The following is a 22,425-nucleotide window of genomic DNA, read 5'->3' on the forward strand; positions in this document are numbered from 1 at the left end:
GAATGTGGCAGGAAGTCTGCGATTCCGTGCGGATGTTCGTCGGTTCCCACAAATCCGCGATCCGGCACTCCCCCCGTACGAGGGTCAGCTGTCAGGCTCTCCCGCATTCCGTTGACGCGGCGCAGGGACCGACTTGGGGGGACCGGCCGCCGGTTGAGAAAGGACCCATCGTCCATGAAGTTCACCTCGCTCCGCGCCGCCCTCACCGGCGCGGCCCTCGTCGCGTGTGGCCTGCTGGCCGTCCCGGCGGCGGCGAACGCCGCACCGCCGTCCGTCCCGCCGGGCGTCGACCAGCACGCCGTCCCCGCCGCCGAGGCCGCGGCCGCCGCCGGCTACTGGACGCCCGCGCGGATGCGGGCCGCGATCCCGGCCGACTCCCTCCTGGCCGGCAAGTCGGCGTCGACGCCGGCGTCGGATGTCGCGGCCGGCGCGCCGGTCACGTACGGCAAGCCCGCCCCCGCGGGCGACATCCAGCCGATGGCCACGGCCGAGACCCCGGTGCCCAACATCGGCAAGGTGTTCTTCACCCTCAACGGCCGCAACTACGTGTGCTCAGGCAACTCGGTGAGCGCGTCGAACGCGAGCCTCGTCGCCACGGCGGCGCACTGCGTGCACTCGGGCAAGGGCAAGTACGCCACGAACTGGGTGTTCGTGCCGGCGTACCAGAACGGCGCCGCCCCCTACGGGCAGTGGACCGCGACCAAGCTCACGGCGCCCACGCAGTGGACCAAGGGCGGCGACATCACGTACGACACCGCGTTCGCGAAGGTCGGACTGCTGAACGGCCGCACCCTGTCAGCGACGGTCGGCGGCACGGCGATCGCCTTCAACCAGGCGCGGGGGCTCGCCTACGAGGCGTTCGGCTATCCGGCCGCGGCGCCGTTCAACGGCCAGACGCTGCAGTCGTGCGCCGGAACGGCGAGCCCCGACCCGTACGGCCAGACGCAGTCGCAGGGCATCGCGTGCGACATGACCGGCGGCTCCTCGGGCGGCCCCTGGTTCCTGGGAACGGGGGCGCAGAACTCGGTGAACAGCTTCGGCTACAACAACATCCCCAACGTGATGTTCGGGCCGTACTACGGCTCGGTCGCCCAGGCGACGTACACCACCGCGGCCACGTCCTGACGCGCTGACCCGGAGCGCCCCGCACCGAGGGACCGGTGCGGGGCGCTTCGTCGTGCGTGGTCAGCGTGCGTGCAGCTCGACGAAGTTCCGGAGCATGCGGCTCGGTTCCGACACGGGCTCGCGCCGCACGGTGTCGATCACCTGCTCGACCTCGTCGGGGGAGAAGTATCCGTAGGTCGCGTACGCATGGATGCGGAGGATGATGCCGTCGAGGTCCAGCTCGGGATGGAACTGGGTCGCGTAGACGTTGGAGCGGACCCGGAACGCCTGGACGGGGGACCCGGGTGACGACGCCAGCAGGACCGCCGTCGAAGGAAGGGAGCGGATCGCCTCCTTGTGACCGACGAAGGCGTGGAAGGTGTCGGGCATCCCGGCCATGAGGGGGTCGTATGCCCCGTCCTGCGTCAGCGTGACGGGAACGACGCTGACCGGCTCGGCGTAGGTGCGGTCGATCGTGGCGCCGACGTGCACGCCGAGCGTGCCGACGCCGTAGCAGGCGCCGAGGAAGGGGAAGTCCCGGGCGACGACCTCGTCGAGGAGCGCCGCGAACTCCTCCTCGACCCGGCGCTGCACGGCAGACTTCTCTTCGGGAGGATCCGCCGCGTTGAACGGGCCGCCGCCCACGAAGATGCCCGACAGCTCATCCAGATCGAGCCGCGGCATCGGCTCCGCCTCGAGCCGCACACGGATCAGCTCGCGCTCCTCCAGCCCGGCGCCCCGAAGGAAGAGCGCGTACTCGCCGTCCGCGGGCTCGTCCTCGGCCCGCGTCGCCAGCAGCACGAACGGCTTCACGCGCGCCACGATACGGCGCCGCCCGGCGCTGCGGCGGGCCGAACGTCCGTCGCCCTGCGAGCCGTCGGCGACGCACGGTATCCCATCGCTGCTCGGGCGCCAGCGTGCCATGTTGGGGTGGCGCAGGGACATGAGCCCGCGCCGACCTTTCCTCCACCGCCCACCCGTAACTGGTCGCACAGCATGTTTCCGTTCGGAGAATCGGTGGAGAAGTATCCGCCGGATACCTTTCCACCGTGTCTTCATTAGGAATCCCATGTCCGGCCGGGCATGGCCCGAGCATGCCGAGCGCGGTCGCCGTGCAGAGCGGAGGTGAGGGCGATGGATGAGTGGGTCACCACCGTCAAGGTGGATCGCGAGACGCATCGGCTCATCGGCGACCTGGCGCATCTGCTGGGACGGAGTCGCAAGGACGTCGTGCGAGATGCGGTGCTGGCATTCGCCGCATGGCGCGAACGAATGCTCGATGACGGGCTCGACGCAGCCGTGCACCGCATCGCCGCTGCAAGCCAGAAGCACGAGATGCGTGCCGCAGCGGGTGGACTGGACGTTACCTCGGCCGAGCGAGTCGAACGCTCGCGGATCGGCGCGGCACGCATGTCACCACGCGTCGAGGCGGCGCTGTCGCCCGCTGAGCTGCTGGAGCATCATCGCCCCGAGATCGAGGCGGCGTTCGAGCGGTTGGGCGCGAGCGAGCCACGGTTCGCGATCGATCCTCGGCGCTACGGCCACTTGGCGGAGCATCGCGTGATCGTCGTCGATCTCGTCGATCCCGCGCGATTCGAGAAGACACGGCTTCAGGCCGCGGCGTTCGACATCATGGCGATGCACTGGTTCGTGGTCCCAGCTGAGTGGGCGACGCCGGGCTGAGGCCGGTCAGTACTGCGACGGCGTGGCGAGCACCGCCATGGTGCATCGCGAGACGCACACGAGGCGCCCCTGCTCGTCGGTGATGCGGATGTCCCACACCTGGGTCGTGCGGCCGCGCGTGATCGGACGCGCCTCGCCGTACACCCAGCCGTCGGCGACCGGGCGCACGTGGTTCGCGTTGATCTCCATGCCGACGCAGTAGAACTGCTCGGGGTCGACCGTGAACGAGGCGCCCCAGCTCGCGAGCGTCTCGGCGAGGGCGACCGACGCTCCCCCGTGGAGGACGCCGGCCGGCTGGCGGGTGCGATGATCGACCGGCATCCGGCCCTTCAGCGAATCCGACGTCAGCTCGGTCATCTCGATGCCGAGCGCACGGATCATCGCCTGCTCGCTGCGCGAGTTCGCCCACTCCACCGAGGGCTCGCCGAACCAGATGCTCATGCGGTCGAGTCTTCCACGCGGACTCAGGCGAGCTCGGCGATGATCGGGTGGATCGCCTCGTCGAAGGCCGCGGCATCGGCTCGCAGCGAATCGGTGACCGCGACGGTCTTGCGCCCGATCCACCAGACGCCGGATGCGGCCAGCGGCAGCACCTCGACGTTCAGCTCGAACGAGTGCGCCCGCCGACCCACCTCGCGCTCATGCTCGGCGATGCTGCCCGCGTAGGCTCGATACGAGTCGCCAGAGCGGACCGCCGACGCCGTCCGATACCGCTCGTGCGCCCAGTCGGCCCACGCGAGCGCGGCCTCGGCATGCGGGCGGATGGCGCCGACCAGCGCCTCGGCGCCCGACACGGGAAGCGCGACGGCCGTACCGAAGGCATCCACGAGTTCGAGCGGTACGGGCGACGGGTGCTCCTCGGGCTCGACCGTCATGGTCCACCACTCGCGCCACTGCTTCTCGAGCGCATCGTGCGCGTCGACGTCGGGCCGACCCTCGGGCCCGATCCGGCCGACGTCGCGCAGGCGCGGCAGTTCGGCCGGGGAGGCGATGCCGAGCACCTCGCGCAGATAGAGGGCGAGCAGCACCGCGGTGCTCGCATTCTCGCGAATCACCCACGACGGCGTCGACCCCGCGTGCATGCCCGGATTGTATCGCCGGCCTCCGTCACCGGGCCGTGAGGCGCGCGCCCGGGTGGGTACCCTTGACGAGTGAGCGCGAACTCGTCCTACGCCGCAGCCGGAGTCGACACCGCCGCCGGCGACCTCGCCGTCGAACTCATGAAGGAGTCGGTCGCGAAGACGCACGGCCCGAACGTGCTCGGCGGCGTCGGCGGCTTCGCCGGACTCTACGACCTCTCCTTCGCGAAGGACTACCGACGCCCGCTACTCGCGACCTCGACCGACGGCGTCGGCACCAAGATCGCGATCGCGCAGGCGCTCGACGTCCATGACACCATCGGCCAGGATCTCGTCGGCATGGTCGTCGACGACATCGTCGTGGTCGGTGCCACGCCGCTCTTCATGACCGACTACATCGCGTGCGGCAAGGTCGTGCCCGAGCGCATCGCGGCGATCGTCACGGGCATCGCGCGCGCCTGCGCCGAGACGGGCACGGCGCTCGTCGGCGGAGAGACCGCCGAGCACCCGGGCCTCATGGGCGTCGACGACTACGACGTCGCGGGCGCGGCGGTGGGCGTCGTCGAGGCCGACCGAGCACTCGGTGCCGAGCGGGTCGTCGACGGCGACGTGGTCGTCGCGATCGAGTCGAGCGGCCTGCACTCCAACGGCTACTCGCTGGTCCGCCACATCCTCGCCGAGGCGAACCTGAGGATCACGGATGCCGCCGCCGACCTCGGCACGACGTGGGGCGAGGCGCTCCTCGAGCCGACCCGGCTCTACTCCGGCCCACTCGTGCAGCTGCTCGCGCACGATACGCTCGGCGGCGCCGTCCACTCGCTCTCGCACGTCACGGGCGGCGGCATCGCCGCGAACCTCGCGCGCGTACTGCCGCGTGGCTCGTGGGTCGAGGTCGACCGCTCCACGTGGTCACCGCAGCCCGTCTTCCGCGTGCTCAACGACGTCGCCGGCACCACGCTCGAGTCGACCGAGGGCACGTGGAACCTCGGCATCGGGTTCTTCGCGGTCGTGGCATCGGATGCCGCGGCATCCGTCATCGCCGAGCTCGCCACGCTCGGGCTCCCCGCATGGCAGGTCGGCACCGTCGCCGTGGGCGAGCGCGACCTCGCCGGCTTCGAGCAGGGTGCGAAGGGCGTCGACGGGGGCGCCGTGCGCCTCGTCGGCACGTACGCGAGCTGATCGTGCGCGCGGCGCTCTCGCTCGGACTGCCCGGCACCACGGATGCCGCGATCCTGCGGGCGCTCGCCCCACGACTCGAACGACTCGGATTCGACTCGCTCTGGCTCAACGACGTGCCGGGCGGCGACTCGCTCGCGGGCCTGCGCGCGGTCGCCGACGTCACGGACCGGCTCGGGCTCGCGACAGGCGTGATCCCGCTCGACCGCCGTCCGGTCGAGAAGCTCGACGTCGCCGGGCTGCCCGCCGACCGCGTGACGATCGGGATCGGGTCGGGCGGCGCGCGTCGACCGCTCGCGCTCGTGGCCCACGGCATCGCCGACCTGCGGGCCCGCACCGACGCGGCGATCGCCGTCGGGGCGCTGGGACCCCACATGCGTCGTCTCGCCGCCGAGCAGGCCGACGCCGTCGTGCTCAACTGGCTCACCCCGACCGCGGCACGCCACGCGATGGACGACTTGCGGCGGGATGCCGGCGAGCGGGCCGGCGCCGTGCGCGGCGTCCTCTACGTCCGCACGATCGTCGACGGCGCGGCGCGAGCGGCGCTCCAGCGCGAAGCCGACCGGTACGGGTCGTTCGGGTCGTACGCCGCCAACTTCGCGCGACTCGGCGTGAGCCCGATCGAGGCGACCATCGATCGCGGCGCGCTGCTCGCGTCGTACGACGTGGTCGACGAGGTCGTGCTGCGCGCGATCACGGTCGGCGGCACGCTGGCCGAGCTCGAGCACTTCGCCGACGAGGCGGCACGCTGGCGGGAGACCGCCTGACGCTCCCGACGGGACCATCGGCCGTCCGCCGCCGGGTCGGCCGACCTACGCTCCTCGCATGAGCGCACCGGAACATCGCGACGCCGCCGTTGCCGCAGCACCGCGGCGATCGGGCGGAACCGCGCCATTCCGGCTCGGCCGGTGGGTGGGCTTCACCGTGCTCGGCGAGAGCCTCGGCTTCCTGATTCCGGTGAGCGGATTCGCCCTCGCAGCGACCCTCGGCCTCGACGCCTGGAGCAGGTGGCTCCTGCTCGTCGTCTTCGGCGCGGGGGAGGGCGCACTGCTCGGACTCGGCCAGTCGACCGGCCTGCGCGGGTCGAGCGCGGAGGTGCCCGCCGGCAGGTGGATCGCGGCGACGGCGGTCGCGGCATCCGTCGCCTGGTCGATCGGGATGCTGCCGTCGACGCTCTCGGACGTGGGCCTCGCGATCGACTGGGCCTCACCCGCGACCTGGGCCGTCGCCGGCGTCGCGGGTCTCGTGCTGCTCGCGACGATCCCCACCGCGCAGTTGCCCGTGCTCGCGCGTGCCGGCGTTCCCGGTGCATGGCGGTGGGTGCCGCTCAACATGGGCGCCTGGCTCGTCGGCCTCGTGTTCACGTTCCTGCCGTCGCCGTTCGTCGACGAGTCGACGCCCGCGCCCATGATGTTCGCCGGGTTCGGGATCGCGGGCGTCCTCATGGCGAGCACGGTCGCCCTGCTCACCGGGCTCGGGCTCAGGCGGATGCTGCGGCGCGCGTGAGGCCGCCCGTGCCGTCGCGGTGATGCGACAGCCGGACGGGAAGGCTGGGACTCAGGAGCGGTGGGTGCCGTCGTCGGGCACGTAGGAGTCGTCGTCGGCGTACTCGGCCCACTTCGACACCTCGTCGTCGTGGTCGTGATGTGAAGCCGTGAGCTCGCGCTCGAGCGCGCTGTAGTCGGTCGCAGGGCTGAAGTACTTCAGCTCCCGCGCGACCTTGGTGTGCTTGGCTTTCTGACGGCCGCGCCCCATGCGTGACCCCCTTACGACGTCTGGCCGGGTGGGATGGTCGTCACCCGGCTCTTTCTGATATGAACAATCCCGGCTGGTAGTTTACCACCGCCGCAGCCCCGACTCGGTTGCCGCGGGGGCCTGTGGAGGCCTCGGCGGCGTGGCATCCGGACCCCTTCGGACATGGTGGGATAGACGGGTGGATGCGATCCCCGACCGCGTGAAGGTCGCGGTGATCGGCGCCGGACAGGCGGGGCTGTCGGTCGCCTATTACCTGCGGCGCTTCGAACTCGTCGCCGACGAGGACTTCGTCATGCTCGACCGCGCTCCCGGACCGGGTGGCGCGTGGCAGCATCGCTGGTCGTCCCTGCGCCTCGGCACGGCGCACCGGGTCAACGACCTGCCGGGCATGGGGGAGCTCGGCCTCAGCTTCGAGACCGCCGACCGGACGCTGCCGGCCAAGGAGGTCGTCGCCGACTACTACGGCCGGTTCGAGGAGCACTTCGAGCTCCGGGTGCATCGGCCGGTGAACGTGCGGCGCGTCTCGAACGACGGCGCCGACCTGCGCATCGAGTACGAGGACCTGAGCCCGCAGCCCGAGGAGGAGCTGAAGACCCGCGGCTTCTTCGGCCGCCGGCGCCGGACGTTCCAGGAGCCCGAGACGGGGGTCGTGCCGCGCGGCGAGGTGCGCACGCAGTTCCTCGTCAACGCAACGGGGACGTGGGGGTCGCCGTTCGTGCCGTTCTACCCCGGCATGGCCGAGTACACGGGCCGGCACGTGCACACGTCCGACTACGTCTCGGCCGAGGACTTCCGCGACCAGCACGTCGTGGTGGTCGGCGGGGGCACCTCGGCGATCGGATTCATGCTCGAGCTCGAGCCCGTGGCAGCCGGCCTGACCTGGGTCTCGCGCCGTCCCATCGACTGGCTCGACCGCCAGGAGCTCGACCTCGAGGGAGCGTCGGCCGCGGTCTCCCGTCAGGACGAGGCCGCGCGGGCCGGCCGCGCACTCCCGTCGATCGTCAGCGGCACGGGCGTGCCCAAGAACCGGCGCATCGCCGCCGGCATCGAGCGGGGGCTCCTCAGGGCACGTCCGATGTTCGACCGCATCGAGGGCGACCGGGTCGTCTGGGATGACGGCTCCTCGGCGCGCGCCGATGCCATCATCTGGGCCACGGGGTTCCGCCCCGAACTGCGTCACCTGGCACCGCTCAAGCTCCGCGAGAAGGCGGGCGGCGTGACCGTGGGCCAGGGTGCCGCGTGGCAGGATCCGCGGATCTTCCTCGCCGGCTACGGACCGCAGGCCTCGACGATCGGCGCGAACCGTGCCGGGCGCATGATCGCCCGGCAGATCATGGCGATCCTGTAACCGGCGCGCCGATCGGCGGCCGCTCAGCGGGCGATCAGGTAGCCCGCGACGGCCGCGCCGAGGCCGACCACGAGGGTCACGACGACGTTGAGGATGGCGGCCCGCCACCTCCCGCCGTCGACGAGCTCGATCGTCTCGACCGACCAGGTGCTGAAGGTCGTGAGCCCGCCGCAGAACCCCGTCAGGAGCACGAGTCGCACGTCGTCGGAGATGGCCGCGCGCTCGGCGAGTCCGATGACGACGCCGGCGACGAGCGAGCCGACGACGTTGACGATGAGGATGCCGCCGGGCAGGTGACCCGGCCGCACGGGGTATGCGCGCGACAGCGCGTAGCGGATGACGGCGCCGACGGCACCCGCGACGAGCAGCGCGCCCACCGCAAGCGGGCTCACAGCGTCGCCCCGTCGTCGGTGACCTCGGTGGGCATCGGACGATGGGCGAACGAGGATCCGAGCTTCAGCCCGCCCGCGGCGAGTGCGAGTCCGGCGACGACCGAGACGGCGAGGTACACGGCCGCCAGGGCGACCTCGCTCTCGCGTCCGAGGATCGTGAGCGAGCCCATCACCGCCGAGAGCGTCGTGAACGACCCGATGACCCCCGAGCCCAGGCCGGCCTTGAGCCAGGCCGGCGTGGACGGACGCGTCCACAGCCCGCCGGCGAGCCAGCCCAGCGCGAAGGCACCCACGAGGTTGACGATCAACGTGGACCAGGGGAACCCGTCGTCGGGATGCGGCAGCGCGACGTCGAGGGCGAAACGGAGCCCGGTGCCGACGAGGCCGCCGGCGAACACCGCGAGGTAGGGGAGCACGCGTCGAGGCTACGCGTTCGGGGCGGATACGCGGATGCCGCCGACCTCGGGGGCCGGCGGCATCCTGGTTCGAAGCGACCGAGGTCAGCTGCGGGCGAGCTCCTGCAGGACCTCGGTGCGGACATCGGCGAGCCGCGTGCGCAAGAGCGTCACGGTGTCGCCGTTGACCCGGCCGCGGTTGGCCTGGTTGCGCAACTCGAGCCGCAGCTGCTGGCGGAACTCGGTGATGGCGAGGTCGGCCTCGTGCATCGCGCGCGTCGACTCGGCGGTCGGCTGCGGCGTGGCGGGCTCGGTGCTCGCCGCCTTGCGCGCCTCGCGGGCGGCGTTCGCGAGCTCGGCCCGCAGCGTCCGCATCGCGGAGTCGACCTCGGCCCGCACGCCCTCGGCGAGCCGGCGCACCGAGTCGGTCACGTCGTCCTCGATGGCGTCGAGTTCGTGCCGGCGCGACTCGAGTTCGGCACGACCGGCGTCGGTGATCTCGTACACCGACTTGCGGCCGTCGGTGCGCTTGGTCACGAGCCCCTCCTCCTCGAGCTTGGCCAGGCGCGGGTAGATCGTGCCGGCGCTCGGCGAGTAGGTGCCGCCGAACCGGTCGGACAGGGCCTGGATGAGTTCGTACCCGTGGCGAGGCTGCTCCTCGAGGAGGGCGAGCAGGTAGAGGCGCAGGTTGCCGTGGGCGAAGACGGGCGGGGTCATGCCGTCGCCTCGCTGGAGTCGGCGGGCGCGGTCGCCGCCTGGCGGCGGATGACGGAGATGTTGCCCGAGACGCTGTTGGCGCCGAGGTCCATCCAGGTGCCCACGAGCTCGCCCGTGACCCGTTCGAACCCCTTGCCGAGGGTGCCCTTGATCTGGGTGTCGTCGAGCAGCAACCGGCCGGTGACGGTGTTCACGCGGTAGCGCGCACCGCTGCCGGTGTCGAACCGCAGCGTCAGGTCGCCCGAGACGGTGTTGGTGTCGACGCGGCTGGGCGTCCCCCTGACGTCGAGGATCATGTCGCCCGAGACGGTGTCGGCCTTGAACGAGCCGACCTCGCCGGTGACGGTCACGTCGCCCGACACGGTGTGCGCCGTGACCCGGCCGGTGTGGTCGCCGACCGATACCTCGCCCGAGACGCTCGTGCACTCGATGTCGCCGGCGTGGTTGTCGATGACGAGGTCGCCGGAGACCGAGCTGAACTTGCCGTCGTTGTCGAAGCCCGACACGAGCGCGTCGCCCGACACCACGCCGAGCTTCATGACGATGTGCCGCGGCGCGAGGATCGACACCTCGGCCCTCGCGCTGCCGGTGAAGCCCTTGAAGACCTCGACGAAGTTGTCCCAGCGCAGCTGCGGGTGGTCGATCTCGAGCGAGTCGCCGTCGATCTGGATCATGAGGTCCTTGCCCGTGACGCTGGACACCTCGACGCGCGCTCCGGGCTCGTCGTGCGCGATGACGTCGACCTTGCCGCCGATGAGGCTGACCTTGAGCTTGCGGACGAGTTCGAGGTCGATGACCCTGGTCTCTCCGGGGTTCACGACCCACTTCTCGATGGCCATTCGGTTCTCCTTCGTTCTGCGGCGGGCGGATGGCGCGCCGTGCGCCGATTCGGGCGCCCATCGCGATATATCGCGTCTTCGGATACTCACGATATATCGCGTGTCGGACGGCGTCAAGATAGATCGCGTTCGGGCCTCGACCTGGTCGTGACATCTGGCTTGACCTTGACGTTGCGTCAACTTCTACGGTGTTATTCGACCGAGGCGAACGAGGAGGGAGAGGTCGGTGGATTGGTCAATTCAGGAGATCGCGAAGCTGGCCGGCACGACGAGCCGCACGCTGCGTCATTACGACGACATCGGCCTGCTCGAGCCGACTCGCGTCGGCGCCAACGGGTACCGGTACTACGACCGGGGCGCGCTCGTGAAGCTGCAGCGCGTACTGCTGCTGCGCGAGCTCGGACTCGGGCTGCCGGCGATCGCCGAGGTGCTCGACGGGCAGCGCGACGAATCGCGCGCGCTCGCCGGCCATCTCGCGTGGCTCCGGCAGGAGCAGGACCGGCTCGCCCGCCAGGTCGCATCGGTCGAACGCACCATCGACGCATTGGAGGGAGGTGAGGAGATCATGGCGAAGGAGATGTTCGACGGCTTCGACCACACGCAGTACCGCGAGGAGGTCGAGCAACGCTGGGGCCGCGAGGCGTACGCGAAGAGCGACGCGTGGTGGCGCGGCATGGGCGACGACGAGCGCGCCGCATGGAAGGAGCGCGCGGCGTCCCTGGGACGCGACTGGATCGCGGCCGCCGAGCGGGGGATCGACCCCGCAGGCGACGAGGCCCAGGCGCTCGCGCAGCGGCAGTTCGACTGGCTGCGCGGCATTCCGGGCACGCCCGGCGGCGGCGCCAGCGGTCCGACGAAGGAGTACTTCGTCGGGCTGGCCGACATGTACGTGGCCGATGAGCGGTTCGCGGCCAACTACGGCGGCACCGGCGGCGCCGAGTTCGTGCGCGACGCGATGACCGCGTACGCCGAGCGCAACCTGTAGCAGGCCGGCCAGCTCGCGGCGCGAGCGCAGCGAGTTGCCGGTTCCGCCGGGGCATCCGTCGCGGAACCCGGCGGAACCGGCAACTCACCGAGCCTCGCAGAGGCTGCTTCCGCCGGGACCGCGTTCGCGGAACCCGGTGGAAGGGGCATGTCGACGCCCGGTCAGTCGCCCGAGCAGTCCTCCCAGCGGGCGAAGTCGCCGATGACCGCGCCGAAGCTCACCGGGATGAAGCTCTTGATCTCCGCGATGCGCGCGGCGATCGCACCTGGCTCGCCCACAGCCTGCGGGACGAACGTCTGGCCGACGCACGAGGCATGCGGGCTCACCGGGTTCGGCGCAGCGGTGGCGGGGGTCGCCAGCCCGAGCGTGCCCGCCAGGGCCAGGCCGGCGGCGGAGAGGGCGATGGTGCGAGCGTGCATGTGGGTCCCCTTCCCTCGTCGCGAAGAGCAGCACGGGGTCACGGTGTCCCCGCCGCGCGACACGTGCCGGTCACGGTAGCAGCGCGGTTCCACGACGCGAGACCCTCGAACTGGGGCGAGTCCGGCAGTGGTCAGGCCGGGGTGGGCTCGGTGGCGGGGTGCGGGACGTCGCGGCTTCCGACGCTGCGCTGCGCCGCGCCATCCGCCGGCCGCTTCACCGCGAAGAGCGGGATCGCCCACCCGCAGAGCGGGCCGATGAGCAGTGCGAAGGCGAGCGTGCCGACGCCGACGTTGCCGCCGAGGAGGAAGCCGGTGCCCAGCACGGCGAGCTCGATGCCGGTGCGGACGATCCAGATGCGCCATCCGGTGCGACGGTGCAGGCCGGTCATGAGGCCGTCGCGGGGCCCGGGGCCGAAGTGCGCCCCGATGTAGAGGCCCGTGGCGACCGCGAGCACGACGATGCCGCCGAAGAGCAGGAGGATGCGCGCCCAGAGGTCCAGTCCGGCGGGGATCAACCAGAGCGAGAGGTCGGCGAACGGGCCGACGAGCAGTGCGTTCATCACCGTACCGAATCCGAGCCGCTGCCGAAGTGGGATCCACAGCAGCAGTACGACGCCGCTCGTGAGCACGGTGATCAGGCCGAAGCCCAGGCCGGTCTGCTTCGCGATGCCCTGGGTCAGCACGTCCCACGGCGCCACGCCGAGCTCGCCGCGCACGATCATCGCGATGCCGAGCCCGTACAGGAAGAGGCCCACCACGAGCTGCACGAGCCGTCGGGCGAACACCGGGGCCGGGTCGCTCGTGCGGGTCCGTGCGGCGATCGAGCGAAGACGGGAGACGCGTGGCATGCAAGCAATCCAATCCCGTGATTGGCCTTTTCGCAAAGAGCCAACCGGGCTACAGTGGCTTGCATCATGGATGCCACGATGAGCGCCCGGGCCCTGCAGACGCTGCTCGGCGAGTGGCGGGGCGACGACGGCAGCGCCTACCGGGCGCTCGCAGATCGCATCAGGCTGCTCGTGCTCGACGGCCGGATCCCCGTCGACACCCGCCTGCCGGCCGAGCGCGAACTCGCCGAGCGCCTCGGCCTCAGCCGCACGACCGTCACCGCCGCGTACCGCGAGCTGCGCGACCAGGACCTGCTCCGCAGCGTCCGCGGCTCCGGCAGCGTGGCTCGCCTGCCGGGGGCGCCCGCGTTCCTGCCCGCGCCGCCGGCCGCCGACTACATCGACTTCTCGAAGGCTGCGCTGCCCGCGCTGCCGTGGCTGCCGGATGTCGCGCGCGCCGCCGTCGACGACCTGCCGGCGCACCTCGGCGACCCGGGCTTCGACCCCATCGGCATCCCCGAACTGCGCGCGGCCATCGCGGACCGATACACGGCGCGCGGCCTGCCCACCGGTCCCGAGCAGATCATGGTCACGATCGGCGCCCAGCATGCCATCGCCCTGCTCTCCCGTGCGCTCGTGGGGCGTGGCGACCGCGCGCTCATCGAAGCGCCGACCTACCCCCACGCGTACGAGGCCCTGCGCAACGCCGGCGCCCGACTGGTGACCGTCGCGACCGCACCGCACGACGCCGGTCCCGAGGGATTCGGCGCGACCGACGAGGCGGCCGACCTCGTGCGCGCGATCGGGCACGCCAACCCGGTCGCCGCCTACCTGATGCCCGACTTCCACAACCCCACGGGTCGCTCGCTCGATGCGTCGGCGCGAGAGCGCGTGCTCGACGCCGCCGCACGCCAGGGCACGGTCGTCATCGCCGACGAGACGACCGCCGAACTCGACATCGATCGCGGACTCGACCTGAAGCCGCTCGCCGCGTACGGACCCGCCGTGATGGTCGGCTCGGTCGGGAAGACCGTGTGGGGCGGCGTGCGCGTCGGGTGGATCCGCGCCGACCGTCCGCTGATCCGGAAGCTCCTCGCGGTGCGCTCGCCGGGCGACCTCGGCACGCCGATCCTCGAGCAGCTCGTCGTCGCGCGCCTGTTCAGCCGCATGGACGACATCCTCGACCTGCGACGCGAACAGTTGCGCGCCGGTCGCGACCACCTCGAACGTCTGCTGGCCGACGCCTTCCCCGAGTGGCATGTGCCCCACGTCGACGGCGGCATCGTCACGTGGGTCGGTCTCGGTGCGCCGGTGAGCTCGCAGCTCGCGCTCGCGGCACGTACGCACGGCCTGATCGTCGCGGCCGGCCCGCGCTTCGGCATCGACGGGGCCTTCGAGCGCTTCCTCCGGCTGCCCATCTGCTACCCGGCCGAGGCGACGGATGCCGCCGTGCAGGCGTTGCGTCGAGCGTGGGGCTCGCTCGCCCGGACGCCGGTGCCCGACCAGAACGTGCTCGCCGCGGTCGTCTGAGCGTCGGGCCGCACGCCAGCACCCGCAGGTGGGCATCACTCGCCCGTCTCGCTCACGCGAATCGGCCTACCGTGGGGCCGATTCGCGTGAGTCGGTGGAATCGAGGAGAGGACGGGCGGTGGACCCGACACCACCGCCCCGTCGGGCCGCGCACCAGAAACGGCGCGGCCGGCCGTGCCGCGACCCGATACGCGGCACGGGGATCATGGGGCAACCCGAGGCTGCCGCGGGGCGACCCGGCGCCGGTAGGGCGGCGCCGGGCCGTCACCCGGTCAGCGACGCAGGGCGAACCGCCGGACGCCGAGGAGCACGAGGCCCGTCAGCAGCAGGAGCAGCGCCAGCCGCTCCCAGAATCCCGAGTCGAGCCCGGTCGAGGCGAGCGAAGCCGACGAGTCCGCGACCGTCGACCAGGCCGCCGCCGTGACCGCCGAGCCGGGGCCCGCGGTGTCCGAGCCGCCATCCGGCGTGCCGGGCGTGCCCGGATCGACCGGATCGACCGGGTCGACCGGATCCACCGGGTCGACCGGGTCGGTCGGGTCGGTGGGGTCGACCGGGTCGGTCGGATCCGTCGGATCCACCGGGTTCACGACCGTGGTCGAGCCATCCGTCGTGGAGTCGCCGATCACCGAGACGGCGTTGCCGCCGACGGAGATCGGTGCGGTGACGCCCAGGATCGCCTGGGTGCCGCCGAGGATCGAGTCCTCGCCGGAGGTCCAGGCGTCCGTGCCGGAGCCGTTGCCGGATCCGCTGTCGACGACGGTGGTGGCGTGCTTCGACGTGGAGTCGCCGATCACCGAGACGGCGTTGCCGCCGACGGTGATGGGGGCGACGAGGTCGACGATCGCCTGGGTGCCGCCGAGGATCGAGTCCTCGCCGGAGGTCCAGGCGTCCGTGCCGGAGCCGTTGCCGGATCCGCTGTCGACGACGGTGGTGGCGTGCTTCGACGTGGAGTCGCCGATCACCGAGACGGCGTTGCCGCTGACGGTGATGGGGGCGACGAGGTCGACGATCGCCTGGGTGCCGCCGAGGATCGAGTCCTCGCCGGACGTGGTTGCGTCCGTTCCGACGGTGCCGCTGCCGCTCGTCACCTCGGTGGTGGCGTGCTTCGACGTGGAGTCGCCGATCACCGAGACGGCGTTGCCGCCGACGGTGACCGGCGCCGAGACGTCGAGGATGGCCTGGCTGCCCGACCCGATCCCGTCCTCACCCGAGGTGACGGCGACGGGCGACGAGGCCGGTGCGGCGTCACCGTTCGCGACCTCGGTCCACGAATCCGACGACTCCGAGTCGCCGATGACCGAGACGGCGTTGCCGCTGATCGTGACGGGCAGCTCGATCGCGACGCCGAGCTGCGTGCCCGACAGGATGCCGTCGTCGCCGCTCGTCTCCGAGGCGTGGGCGACGCCGGCGCCGAGGAGCATGAGCCCCCCGGTGAAGAGGGTCGCGTACAGCGCCCTCGTGGCGAATCGCTTCATGATTCCTACTCCTGACTGTTGGGTACCGGCGCTCCCAGGCAGGGAGCGCGAGCGTGTTCCGCCTGCGGGCAGGCGGAGCGGTACCCGTCAGTCAGGGGTGGTGTCGGTCTCGAAGACCGGTGACGACGGCAGCGCGTCGTCGACCGAGCCGAGCACGAGCGACGCGCGGGCGTCGAGCGCGTGCGCGGCGAGGGTCGCGTCGGCTCCGGACCCGAGCCCGGAGCCGGAACCCGCCGAAGCGGAGCCGCCCGGAGGCGTGCCCGAGCCGAGCGGCGAGCCGTGGGCAGGCGAGGATGACGTGGGCGCGATCGCCCCGAGCGGAGCGGGAGCGCCGGGAGGCGCTGGATCGTGCGCCTGTAACGTCCACGCGTCGACCGGCGCGACCACGATGGCGGAGGGGGTGTCGTCGGCGACCGCCGAGACCGCCCCGTCGCCCGGCAGCGGGGCAGATGCCTCGGGGCCGATGCCCGGCTCGGGCAGGGACGGCAGCACACCGTCGGCGGGCAAGGTCGGCAACTCACCGACCACGACATCGAGCGTGTCGTCGGCGAGGTCGGCTACCGGGCCGAGCAGGCCGCCCAGCGTGTCGTCGCCGAGCACCGGACCGACGACGGGCGCCGAGCCCACCACACGGTCGACCGCGTGCACGATGCCGCCCACGGGGGCGCTTCCCGCCAGGTCGCCGACCGTCGAACCCACCCCGGAGACCGCGTCGGCCACGACGACATCGACGACGTCGATCGTGCCGTTCGCAGCATCCGTCGTCTCGTCGACCATGACCGGAACGGCATCGACGATCGGCCGTGCGGGTTCGGGCGCGAACACTTCGACCGCCTCGACCGCTGACGGACTGACGGCGCCGACCACCGGTTCGACGACCTCGTCGACGACCTCGTCGACGACCGCGTCGAGCGTGCCGTCGACGACGCCGACCACCGAGCCGACCGTGCCGAGCAGCCCGTCGGGCCGTTCCTCGGCTGACGCGCTCGCCGGAGACCCGACGAGACTCACGACGACCCACGCGGCGGCGAGTCCGGAGCCGACCAGGGCGGCGCGCAGCAGTGGCCTCGGGCGCACCGCCACGGCCACTCGCATCCGCTCACCCCCCACGACGTGATGGTTCGGAACATACCCCGAACGGGGGTCGCGGGTCCATACCCTTGACGGCACGTCCTCCGTTCGGATGATGGTCGACGGCCGTCGCGCTGAGAGAATCGACTCCATGTCCGTGCTCGCCAAGCTCAGCATGCGGAACCGCGCCCTCATCGCCCTGGTCACCGTGGTCGTCGCCATCTTCGGCGGGATCGCGCTGAACGGACTGAAGCAGGAACTCGCACCGTCCATCCAGCTGCCGCAGCTGACGATCATCACGGCCTACCCCGGGGCCTCGCCCGACGTCGTCGACGCCGACGTCTCGACTCCGGTCGAGACCGCGATCCAGGGGATCACCGGCCTCGAGTCGACGTCGACCACGAGCTCCACTGGCATTTCGCGCGTGACCGCCAGCTTCACGTTCGGCACCGATCTGGCGTTCGCCGAGCAGAAGCTGCTCTCGGCCGTCAATCGCGTCGCGCCCGACCTGCCCGAGGACGTCGAGCCGCAGGTCGTCGCATTCAGCTTCGACGACCTGCCCGTGCTCGCCGTCGCGGTCACGGGGGCCGAGGATCCCGCCACGCTCTCCGACGAGCTCACCCGCACGACGCTGCCCGAGATCCGCGACATCGACGGCGTGCGCGACGCCGCGCTCGTGGGAGACCAGGGGCGTCGCGTGGTCATCACGCCCGACCCGGCGCAGCTCGCGGCGTACGGACTCACGCCCCAGACGATCCGCGACTCGCTGCAGCAGAGCGGGGTGCTGCTGCCCGCCGGCGAGATCACCGAGGGCGATTCGACGTTCGCGGTGCAGGCCGGCACGCGTCTCGGCAGCGTCGACGACATCGCAGCGCTGCCCATCCTCGGCGGAACGCAACCTGCGCCGGTCGAGGGCGTCGACGGCGAGCTGCCCGGCGCGACCGATGGCGAGACGGGCCAGCTCCCGGGTGGCGACGCGGGGACCGATGGCGGCACCGGAACCGACACCGACTCGGAGTTCGGCGCCGAGGCGCCCACCGTCGTGCCCGTCGCACTCAGCATCGGCGACGTGGCGACCGTCGCGCTGACCGAGAACCCGCAGACCAGCATCTCGCGCGTGAACGGCGAGCCCGCGCTGGCGATCTCGGTGACCAAGCTGCCCGCCGCGAACACCGTCGAGGTCTCGAACGCGGTGCGCGACGCGCTCCCCGACCTGCAGTCGGCGCTCGACACCACCAATCCCGGCGCCGAGTTCACGGTCGTCTTCGACCAGGCGCCGTACATCGAGCGGTCGATCGAGTCGCTCGCGGTCGAGGGACTGCTCGGCCTGCTGTTCGCCGTACTCGTGATCCTGGTGTTCCTGATGTCGGTGCGCGCCACCCTGGTGACCGCGATCTCGATCCCCACCTCGGTGCTCATCACGTTCATCGGGCTGCAGGCGGCCGACTACACGCTGAACATCCTCACGCTCGGCGCCTTGACGATCTCGATCGGTCGCGTGGTCGACGACTCGATCGTCGTCATCGAGAACATCAAGCGCCACCTCGTCGCGGGCGTCGAGAAGGCCCCGACGATCGTGCACGCGGTCCGCGAGGTGGCCGGCGCCATCACCGCGTCGACGATCACGACCGTCGCCGTGTTCCTGCCGATCGCGCTCGTCGAGGGCGTCACGGGCGAGCTGTTCCGGCCGTTCTCGCTGACGGTCACGATCGCGCTGCTCGCGTCGCTGCTCGTCTCGCTGACCATCGTGCCGGTGCTCGCGTACTGGTTCCTGAAGCCTGCGAAGCCCCGCGCGGGCCAGACCGAGGCGGATGCCGCGGCCGAGGCCGCCTTCGTCGACGAGGTGTGGCTCGCGCCCGAGCTCCGCGACGCCGACGGCGGCACGGGGTTGCGTCCGAAGCCGGTGCCGGATGCCGCGCCTCGGCCGGCCGCGGTCGCCACCGTCGCGCCGGTCGACGAGCTCGAGCACCCCTCGCGCCTGCAGAAGGGCTTCCTGCCGATCCTCGGCTGGACCCTGCGGCACTCGGCCGTGACGATCATCGTCGCCGTGCTCGTGCTCGCCGGAACCGTGGCGCTCGCGCCGCTCATGAAGACCAACTTCCTGGGCTCCAGCGGCCAGAACACGTTCCGCGTGGTGCAGGAACTCCCGGTCGGATCGAGCCTCGAGTACATGGCGACGGCCTCGGTCCCGGTGGAGGACGCCATCCGCGGCGTCGACGGCGTGGAGGTCGTCCAGACGTCCATCGGATCCACCGCCCGCGGCGTGCTGGCGGCCTTCAGCGCCGGCGGGTCGTCGGTCACGTACAACGTGACGACCGATGAGGACGCCGACCAGGACGCGCTGCAGGCCGAGGTCCGCGCCGAGCTCGAGGACCTCGAGGACGTCGGCGACGTCACCGTCTCGGCGCAGAGCGGATTCGGGGCCTCGAACGACATCGAGGTCGACATCACGGCGTCGAACGCCGAGGACCTCGCCGCGGCGACGGATGCCGTCGTCGCCGAGCTCGGCGATCTCGACTCGCTCAGCCAGGTCACGTCGAACCTCGACGAGTCGCGTCCGTACATCGCCGTCGAGGTCGATCGAGCGAAGGCCGCGGCGGTCGGGTACTCCGAGGTGGCGCTCGGCGGGATCGTGTCCGGGGCCATGCAGCCCCAGGCGGCCGGGTCCATCGTGATCGAGGAGCAGACGCTCACGATCTACCTCGCCGGTGAGACGCCGCCCGTGTCGGTCGCCGAGCTTCAGGCGCTCCCGGTGCCCACGCCGACCGGGCCGGTGCGGCTCGACTCGCTCGCCACGGTCGCGCAGGTCGACGGCCCGGCATCCGTCACCACCGTCAAGGGCCTGCGCAGCGCGACCGTCGCCGCGACGCCCGCCGGAGACGACCTGGGCGCTGCCAGCGGCCAGGTGCAGCAGGCCGTGTCCGCCGTCGACCTGCCGGCCGGCACCACGGCGTCGCTCGGCGGCGTCACGGCCGACCAGCAGGAGTCGTTCTCGCAGCTCGGGCTCGCGCTGCTCGCCGCGATCCTCATCGTGTACGTCGTGATGGTCGCGACGTTCCGCTCACTGCTGCAGCCGCTGCTGCTGCTCGTGTCGGTGCCGTTCGCCGCGACGGGCGCCATCCTGCTGCAGATCATCACCGGCATCCCCCTCGGCGTCGCCTCGCTCGTCGGCGTGCTCATGCTCGTCGGCATCGTCGTGACCAACGCCATCGTGCTCATCGACCTCGTGAACCAGTACCGCGAGCGAGGGATGACGGTGCGCGACGCGCTCATGCACGGCGCGTCACGGCGACTCCGCCCCATCCTGATGACGGCGCTCGCGACGATCTTCGCGCTGCTGCCGCTGGCGCTCGGGATCACGGGCAGCGGCGGGTTCATCTCGCAGCCGCTCGCGCTCGTCGTGATCGGCGGTCTGTTCTCGTCGACGCTGCTGACCCTGCTGGTGCTGCCCTCGTTGTACGACCTCGTCGAGGGGTCCCGCGAGCGGCGGCGGGCCAAGCGCGCGACGAAGCGGGCCGAGCGCGAGGGCGCCGAGGCCGAGGTTGCGCGTGCCGCGCCATCCGGGAGCTCGACGACCTGACAGACGCGTGACGCGAGGGACCATCGGCCCGATCGGACGGTACCCAGCGGGGGTATCCTGACGGTGTCGTCGAAGGAGTCGTCATGTTCCGCCGGTCCGCACATCCCGCCGTACGTCTCTCCGCGATCGCGGCGGGCGGCGCGCTCGTCCTCGCCCTGAGCGGGTGCATCGTCGTGAACCCGGGCGGTGGCGACGGAGACCGCGACGACATGCACGACGGCATGGGCGACGGCATGCACGATCAGTCCTCGGAATGGGAGGACGTGTCACGAGCCGACGTGATGTTCGCGCAGATGATGATTCCGCACCACGAGCAGGCCATCGAGATGAGCCAGTTCATCCTCGCCGACGACGGCGTGCGCCCCGAGGTCTTGCAGCTCGCGCTCGACATCGAGGCGGCCCAGGCGCCGGAGATCGAGCTGATGGAGTCCTGGCTCGACGAGTGGGGCGTGCCGTCGATGGGCGGCGACGGGCGCGGCGCGGCGGGCGGCATGGGCGGCAGCGGCATGGGCGGCATGCTGAGCGACGCCGAGATGGACGAGCTGGAGTCGGCCGACGGTGCCGAGGCCGAACGGCTCTACCTCGAGGGCATGATCGAGCACCACGAGGGCGCCATCGCGATGGCCGAGCGTCATCAGGACCGCGGCGAGGACGACGACGTGCTCGAGCTCTCGGCCTCGATCATCGTCTCGCAGGCCGCCGAGATCGAGCGGATGGAAGGACTCCTCGCCGACCTCGACTGACGCCGTCGCCCGTGGTTCACCGAACCTTCACCTGAGCGACGCGTTCCGCCCACCGCCGGGGCGCGTCGGACTCCGTACGGTCGGAGGCATGTCCAGCGAGGTGCTGCTCCACGAGCGGGTGACGAACGTGCTCCGCGAGCGTATCGGGCGCGGCCACTGGCCGGCCGGGATGCGCCTGCCCAGCGAGGCGGCACTCTGCCGCGAGTTCGGAACGTCGAGGGGCCCGGTGCGTCGCGCGCTCGCCGTGCTCCGCGAGGAGGGGTACGTCGTCGGCGGGCGCGGACGTGCGCCCATGGTCGGCCGCGTCGTTCCCACCCAGCCGTTCTCGACGTTCTCGTCGTTCACCGTGTGGGCCCGGGCGATCGGCAAGACGCCGGGGCAGCGCACGATCGAGGCCGCGAGCCGCAACGCCCCGTCGACGGTCGCCGGCTTCCTCGGCCTCGACGAAGGCGCCTCGGTCGTGCAGGTCGTGCGGGTGCGGATGCTCGACGACGTGCCGACCATGGTCGAACGCACGTCCTTCGCGCCCGCGATCGGAGTGCTGCTCGAGGACATGGACCCCGACCGGGGCTCGCTGCACGAGCACCTGATCGGCAAAGGCGTGGACCTGCGCCGCGCCCGTCACACGATCGACGCCGTCGCAGCCAATCCGCTCGACGCCGAGGCGCTCGGGGTCGGGCATGGCAGCCCGCTGCTGCGCGAACGGCGCATCACCTTCGACTCCGCCCGGCGTCCGCTGTCGTATGCCGACGACCGCTATCGGCCCGAGCTGGCCACCTTCACGATCGAGAACGAGGTCGACCGGCGGACACCGTTGACACGATCCGATCCCACCGCCGATGCGAGCCGACGCCGCTGATCGCGCTCGCCCCGCTTGGCTCAGCCGACGTGCGGACCGAGCGGCGTGCCCTGGTGGAACAGCATGCGGGGACGGCCGTCGCCGATCCGCCAGAGGGAGCTGCGTCGGCTGCGCATGCCGTCGGCATCGAGCGTGTACGTGAGGAGCGCCAGATCCGGTGCGACGAGTTCGACGCGTTCGCCCGTGACGACGGCCGACTGCACGTCGACGGCATCGGGGCCCGTCATGACGTCGATGAGCTCGTCGCGCGTCCACATGCGGCCGCTGCGACCGATCTCGCGGAACGACTCGTGGAGCAGGTCCTCGAGGGCCGACGGATCACGCCGGACCTCGGGCTCCAATAGGCGGCGTTCCGCTCCGGTCACGAGCACGGCGATCGACTCGGCATCCATGGATCGACCCTACGCCGTGGGACGCGTGGCGCGGAGGCGGACCGGACGCGTGCCCG

Annotated in this window: 24 protein-coding genes; 11 read left to right on the forward strand and 13 right to left on the reverse strand. The window is 71.7% G+C overall.

Annotated elements, in window-relative coordinates; all coding sequences use genetic code 11:
* Window positions 1–174: 174 nt before the first annotated feature.
* Window positions 175–1,125 carry a trypsin-like serine peptidase gene (locus BLT99_RS16180; RefSeq protein ID WP_092674771.1) on the forward strand — a complete coding sequence of 317 codons (951 nt, stop codon included), beginning with the start codon at window positions 175–177 and terminating at the stop codon, window positions 1,123–1,125.
* A gap of 60 nt (window positions 1,126–1,185) precedes the next feature.
* Here BLT99_RS16180 and BLT99_RS16185 read toward each other — a convergent pair whose 3' ends face one another.
* The gene (locus BLT99_RS16185; RefSeq protein ID WP_092676565.1) at window positions 1,186–1,917 is read right to left on the reverse strand and encodes a glutamine amidotransferase; all 732 of its coding nucleotides are present in this window, start codon (window positions 1,915–1,917) and stop codon (window positions 1,186–1,188) included.
* Window positions 1,918–2,238: 321 nt separating this feature from the next.
* On the opposite strand from BLT99_RS16185, the gene BLT99_RS16190 reads away from it, so the two are divergent.
* On the forward strand, window positions 2,239–2,787 hold the full coding sequence (locus BLT99_RS16190) for a hypothetical protein (protein ID WP_092674773.1): 549 nt from the start codon (window positions 2,239–2,241) through the stop codon (window positions 2,785–2,787).
* A 6-nt stretch (window positions 2,788–2,793) separates the two neighbouring features.
* Here the strand turns inward: BLT99_RS16190 and BLT99_RS16195 are convergent, their stop codons facing one another.
* Both BLT99_RS16195 and BLT99_RS16200 read right to left on the reverse strand, forming a co-directional pair.
* Entirely contained in the window at window positions 2,794–3,228 is a 435-nt protein-coding gene (locus BLT99_RS16195; RefSeq protein WP_092674775.1) for a hotdog fold thioesterase, read from the reverse strand.
* A 23-nt stretch (window positions 3,229–3,251) separates the two neighbouring features.
* The gene (locus BLT99_RS16200; protein ID WP_092674777.1) at window positions 3,252–3,869 is read right to left on the reverse strand and encodes a zinc-binding alcohol dehydrogenase; all 618 of its coding nucleotides are present in this window, start codon (window positions 3,867–3,869) and stop codon (window positions 3,252–3,254) included.
* 69 nt (window positions 3,870–3,938) lie between these two features.
* On the opposite strand from BLT99_RS16200, the gene purM reads away from it, so the two are divergent.
* From purM to BLT99_RS16215, 3 genes are read left to right on the forward strand one after another with little or no spacing between them, the layout of a single operon-like run.
* A complete protein-coding gene (gene purM, locus BLT99_RS16205) occupies window positions 3,939–5,045 on the forward strand; it encodes a phosphoribosylformylglycinamidine cyclo-ligase (protein WP_092674779.1) in 1,107 nt (368 codons plus the stop codon).
* A 2-nt stretch (window positions 5,046–5,047) separates the two neighbouring features.
* Window positions 5,048–5,809, forward strand: a complete 762-nt coding sequence (locus tag BLT99_RS16210; protein WP_229724528.1) for an LLM class flavin-dependent oxidoreductase — start codon at window positions 5,048–5,050, stop codon at window positions 5,807–5,809.
* Between the two features lie 58 nt (window positions 5,810–5,867).
* Window positions 5,868–6,548, forward strand: coding sequence for a hypothetical protein (locus tag BLT99_RS16215; protein WP_197675505.1), 681 nt, complete (start codon window positions 5,868–5,870; stop codon window positions 6,546–6,548).
* A gap of 51 nt (window positions 6,549–6,599) precedes the next feature.
* On the opposite strand, the gene BLT99_RS16220 is transcribed toward BLT99_RS16215, so the two are convergent.
* Entirely contained in the window at window positions 6,600–6,797 is a 198-nt protein-coding gene (locus BLT99_RS16220; protein WP_092674782.1) for a DUF3073 domain-containing protein, read from the reverse strand.
* 178 nt (window positions 6,798–6,975) lie between these two features.
* On the opposite strand from BLT99_RS16220, the gene BLT99_RS16225 reads away from it, so the two are divergent.
* Complete coding sequence (locus BLT99_RS16225; RefSeq protein WP_166670904.1) at window positions 6,976–8,145, forward strand: NAD(P)-binding domain-containing protein; 1,170 nt, start codon at window positions 6,976–6,978, stop codon at window positions 8,143–8,145.
* 23 nt (window positions 8,146–8,168) lie between these two features.
* On the opposite strand, the gene crcB is transcribed toward BLT99_RS16225, so the two are convergent.
* The 4 genes from crcB to BLT99_RS16245 form a co-directional block, all read right to left on the reverse strand.
* Window positions 8,169–8,537: a fluoride efflux transporter CrcB gene (crcB, locus tag BLT99_RS16230; RefSeq protein ID WP_092674784.1), complete on the reverse strand. Its 369-nt coding sequence runs from the start codon at window positions 8,535–8,537 to the stop codon at window positions 8,169–8,171.
* Window positions 8,534–8,953: a fluoride efflux transporter FluC gene (locus tag BLT99_RS16235; RefSeq protein ID WP_092674786.1), complete on the reverse strand. Its 420-nt coding sequence runs from the start codon at window positions 8,951–8,953 to the stop codon at window positions 8,534–8,536. The genes crcB and BLT99_RS16235 overlap by 4 nt, the downstream gene beginning before the upstream one ends.
* An 84-nt stretch (window positions 8,954–9,037) precedes the next feature.
* Window positions 9,038–9,649 (reverse strand): PadR family transcriptional regulator, encoded by a 612-nt coding sequence (locus BLT99_RS16240; RefSeq protein WP_092674787.1) that lies wholly within the window; start codon window positions 9,647–9,649, stop codon window positions 9,038–9,040.
* Complete coding sequence (locus BLT99_RS16245; RefSeq protein WP_092674789.1) at window positions 9,646–10,488, reverse strand: DUF4097 family beta strand repeat-containing protein; 843 nt, start codon at window positions 10,486–10,488, stop codon at window positions 9,646–9,648. Before BLT99_RS16245 ends, BLT99_RS16240 begins: the two co-directional genes overlap by 4 nt.
* 226 nt (window positions 10,489–10,714) lie before the next feature.
* On the opposite strand from BLT99_RS16245, the gene BLT99_RS16250 reads away from it, so the two are divergent.
* Window positions 10,715–11,473: a MerR family transcriptional regulator gene (locus tag BLT99_RS16250; protein WP_092674791.1), complete on the forward strand. Its 759-nt coding sequence runs from the start codon at window positions 10,715–10,717 to the stop codon at window positions 11,471–11,473.
* A 161-nt stretch (window positions 11,474–11,634) separates the two neighbouring features.
* Here BLT99_RS16250 and BLT99_RS16255 read toward each other — a convergent pair whose 3' ends face one another.
* Together BLT99_RS16255 and yczE are read right to left on the reverse strand one after the other, a co-directional pair.
* The gene (locus BLT99_RS16255; protein WP_092674793.1) at window positions 11,635–11,892 is read right to left on the reverse strand and encodes a hypothetical protein; all 258 of its coding nucleotides are present in this window, start codon (window positions 11,890–11,892) and stop codon (window positions 11,635–11,637) included.
* A gap of 131 nt (window positions 11,893–12,023) precedes the next feature.
* Window positions 12,024–12,740, reverse strand: coding sequence for a membrane protein YczE (gene yczE / locus BLT99_RS16260; RefSeq protein WP_229724526.1), 717 nt, complete (start codon window positions 12,738–12,740; stop codon window positions 12,024–12,026).
* Window positions 12,741–12,818: 78 nt separating this feature from the next.
* Between yczE and yczR the strand changes: the two genes are divergently transcribed.
* Window positions 12,819–14,249, forward strand: coding sequence for a MocR-like transcription factor YczR (yczR, locus tag BLT99_RS16265; protein WP_229724524.1), 1,431 nt, complete (start codon window positions 12,819–12,821; stop codon window positions 14,247–14,249).
* Window positions 14,250–14,521: 272 nt separating this feature from the next.
* Here yczR and BLT99_RS16270 read toward each other — a convergent pair whose 3' ends face one another.
* Together BLT99_RS16270 and BLT99_RS17705 are read right to left on the reverse strand one after the other, a co-directional pair.
* Window positions 14,522–15,724 carry a chaplin family protein gene (locus BLT99_RS16270; protein ID WP_092674796.1) on the reverse strand — a complete coding sequence of 401 codons (1,203 nt, stop codon included), beginning with the start codon at window positions 15,722–15,724 and terminating at the stop codon, window positions 14,522–14,524.
* An 87-nt stretch (window positions 15,725–15,811) separates the two neighbouring features.
* Window positions 15,812–16,819 carry a hypothetical protein gene (locus tag BLT99_RS17705; RefSeq protein ID WP_157675016.1) on the reverse strand — a complete coding sequence of 336 codons (1,008 nt, stop codon included), beginning with the start codon at window positions 16,817–16,819 and terminating at the stop codon, window positions 15,812–15,814.
* A 127-nt stretch (window positions 16,820–16,946) separates the two neighbouring features.
* On the opposite strand from BLT99_RS17705, the gene BLT99_RS16280 reads away from it, so the two are divergent.
* The 3 genes from BLT99_RS16280 (at window position 16,947) to BLT99_RS16290 (ending at window position 21,977) form a co-directional block, all read left to right on the forward strand.
* Window positions 16,947–20,375 carry an efflux RND transporter permease subunit gene (locus BLT99_RS16280; protein ID WP_092674798.1) on the forward strand — a complete coding sequence of 1,143 codons (3,429 nt, stop codon included), beginning with the start codon at window positions 16,947–16,949 and terminating at the stop codon, window positions 20,373–20,375.
* A gap of 83 nt (window positions 20,376–20,458) precedes the next feature.
* Window positions 20,459–21,118 carry a DUF305 domain-containing protein gene (locus tag BLT99_RS16285; RefSeq protein WP_092674800.1) on the forward strand — a complete coding sequence of 220 codons (660 nt, stop codon included), beginning with the start codon at window positions 20,459–20,461 and terminating at the stop codon, window positions 21,116–21,118.
* A gap of 88 nt (window positions 21,119–21,206) precedes the next feature.
* Complete coding sequence (locus BLT99_RS16290) at window positions 21,207–21,977, forward strand: GntR family transcriptional regulator (RefSeq protein ID WP_092674802.1); 771 nt, start codon at window positions 21,207–21,209, stop codon at window positions 21,975–21,977.
* A 20-nt stretch (window positions 21,978–21,997) separates the two neighbouring features.
* On the opposite strand, the gene BLT99_RS16295 is transcribed toward BLT99_RS16290, so the two are convergent.
* Window positions 21,998–22,369 carry a nuclear transport factor 2 family protein gene (locus tag BLT99_RS16295; RefSeq protein ID WP_092674804.1) on the reverse strand — a complete coding sequence of 124 codons (372 nt, stop codon included), beginning with the start codon at window positions 22,367–22,369 and terminating at the stop codon, window positions 21,998–22,000.
* Window positions 22,370–22,425 lie beyond the last annotated feature (56 nt).

The sequence above is a fragment of the Agromyces flavus genome, from assembly GCF_900104685.1.
GTDB lineage: Bacteria > Actinomycetota > Actinomycetes > Actinomycetales > Microbacteriaceae > Agromyces > Agromyces flavus.

Bases quoted from the DNA above. Each gene is read 5' to 3' on its own strand.
- BLT99_RS16245 (WP_092674789.1), bottom strand. From the start codon at position 10,488: ATGGCCATCGAGAAGTGGGTCGTGAACCCCGGAGAGACCAGGGTCATC.
- BLT99_RS17705 (WP_157675016.1), bottom strand. From the start codon at position 16,819: ATGCGAGTGGCCGTGGCGGTGCGCCCGAGGCCACTGCTGCGCGCCGCC.
- BLT99_RS16180 (WP_092674771.1), top strand. From the start codon at position 175: ATGAAGTTCACCTCGCTCCGCGCCGCCCTCACCGGCGCGGCCCTCGTC.
- BLT99_RS16255 (WP_092674793.1), bottom strand. From the start codon at position 11,892: ATGCACGCTCGCACCATCGCCCTCTCCGCCGCCGGCCTGGCCCTGGCG.
- BLT99_RS16240 (WP_092674787.1), bottom strand. From the start codon at position 9,649: ATGACCCCGCCCGTCTTCGCCCACGGCAACCTGCGCCTCTACCTGCTC.
- BLT99_RS16220 (WP_092674782.1), bottom strand. From the start codon at position 6,797: ATGGGGCGCGGCCGTCAGAAAGCCAAGCACACCAAGGTCGCGCGGGAG.
- yczE (WP_229724526.1), bottom strand. From the start codon at position 12,740: ATGCCACGCGTCTCCCGTCTTCGCTCGATCGCCGCACGGACCCGCACG.
- BLT99_RS16285 (WP_092674800.1), top strand. From the start codon at position 20,459: ATGTTCCGCCGGTCCGCACATCCCGCCGTACGTCTCTCCGCGATCGCG.
- BLT99_RS16215 (WP_197675505.1), top strand. From the start codon at position 5,868: ATGAGCGCACCGGAACATCGCGACGCCGCCGTTGCCGCAGCACCGCGG.
- yczR (WP_229724524.1), top strand. From the start codon at position 12,819: ATGAGCGCCCGGGCCCTGCAGACGCTGCTCGGCGAGTGGCGGGGCGAC.
- BLT99_RS16290 (WP_092674802.1), top strand. From the start codon at position 21,207: ATGTCCAGCGAGGTGCTGCTCCACGAGCGGGTGACGAACGTGCTCCGC.
- BLT99_RS16295 (WP_092674804.1), bottom strand. From the start codon at position 22,369: ATGGATGCCGAGTCGATCGCCGTGCTCGTGACCGGAGCGGAACGCCGC.
- BLT99_RS16200 (WP_092674777.1), bottom strand. From the start codon at position 3,869: ATGCACGCGGGGTCGACGCCGTCGTGGGTGATTCGCGAGAATGCGAGC.
- BLT99_RS16190 (WP_092674773.1), top strand. From the start codon at position 2,239: ATGGATGAGTGGGTCACCACCGTCAAGGTGGATCGCGAGACGCATCGG.
- BLT99_RS16270 (WP_092674796.1), bottom strand. From the start codon at position 15,724: ATGAAGCGATTCGCCACGAGGGCGCTGTACGCGACCCTCTTCACCGGG.
- BLT99_RS16195 (WP_092674775.1), bottom strand. From the start codon at position 3,228: ATGAGCATCTGGTTCGGCGAGCCCTCGGTGGAGTGGGCGAACTCGCGC.
- BLT99_RS16280 (WP_092674798.1), top strand. From the start codon at position 16,947: ATGTCCGTGCTCGCCAAGCTCAGCATGCGGAACCGCGCCCTCATCGCC.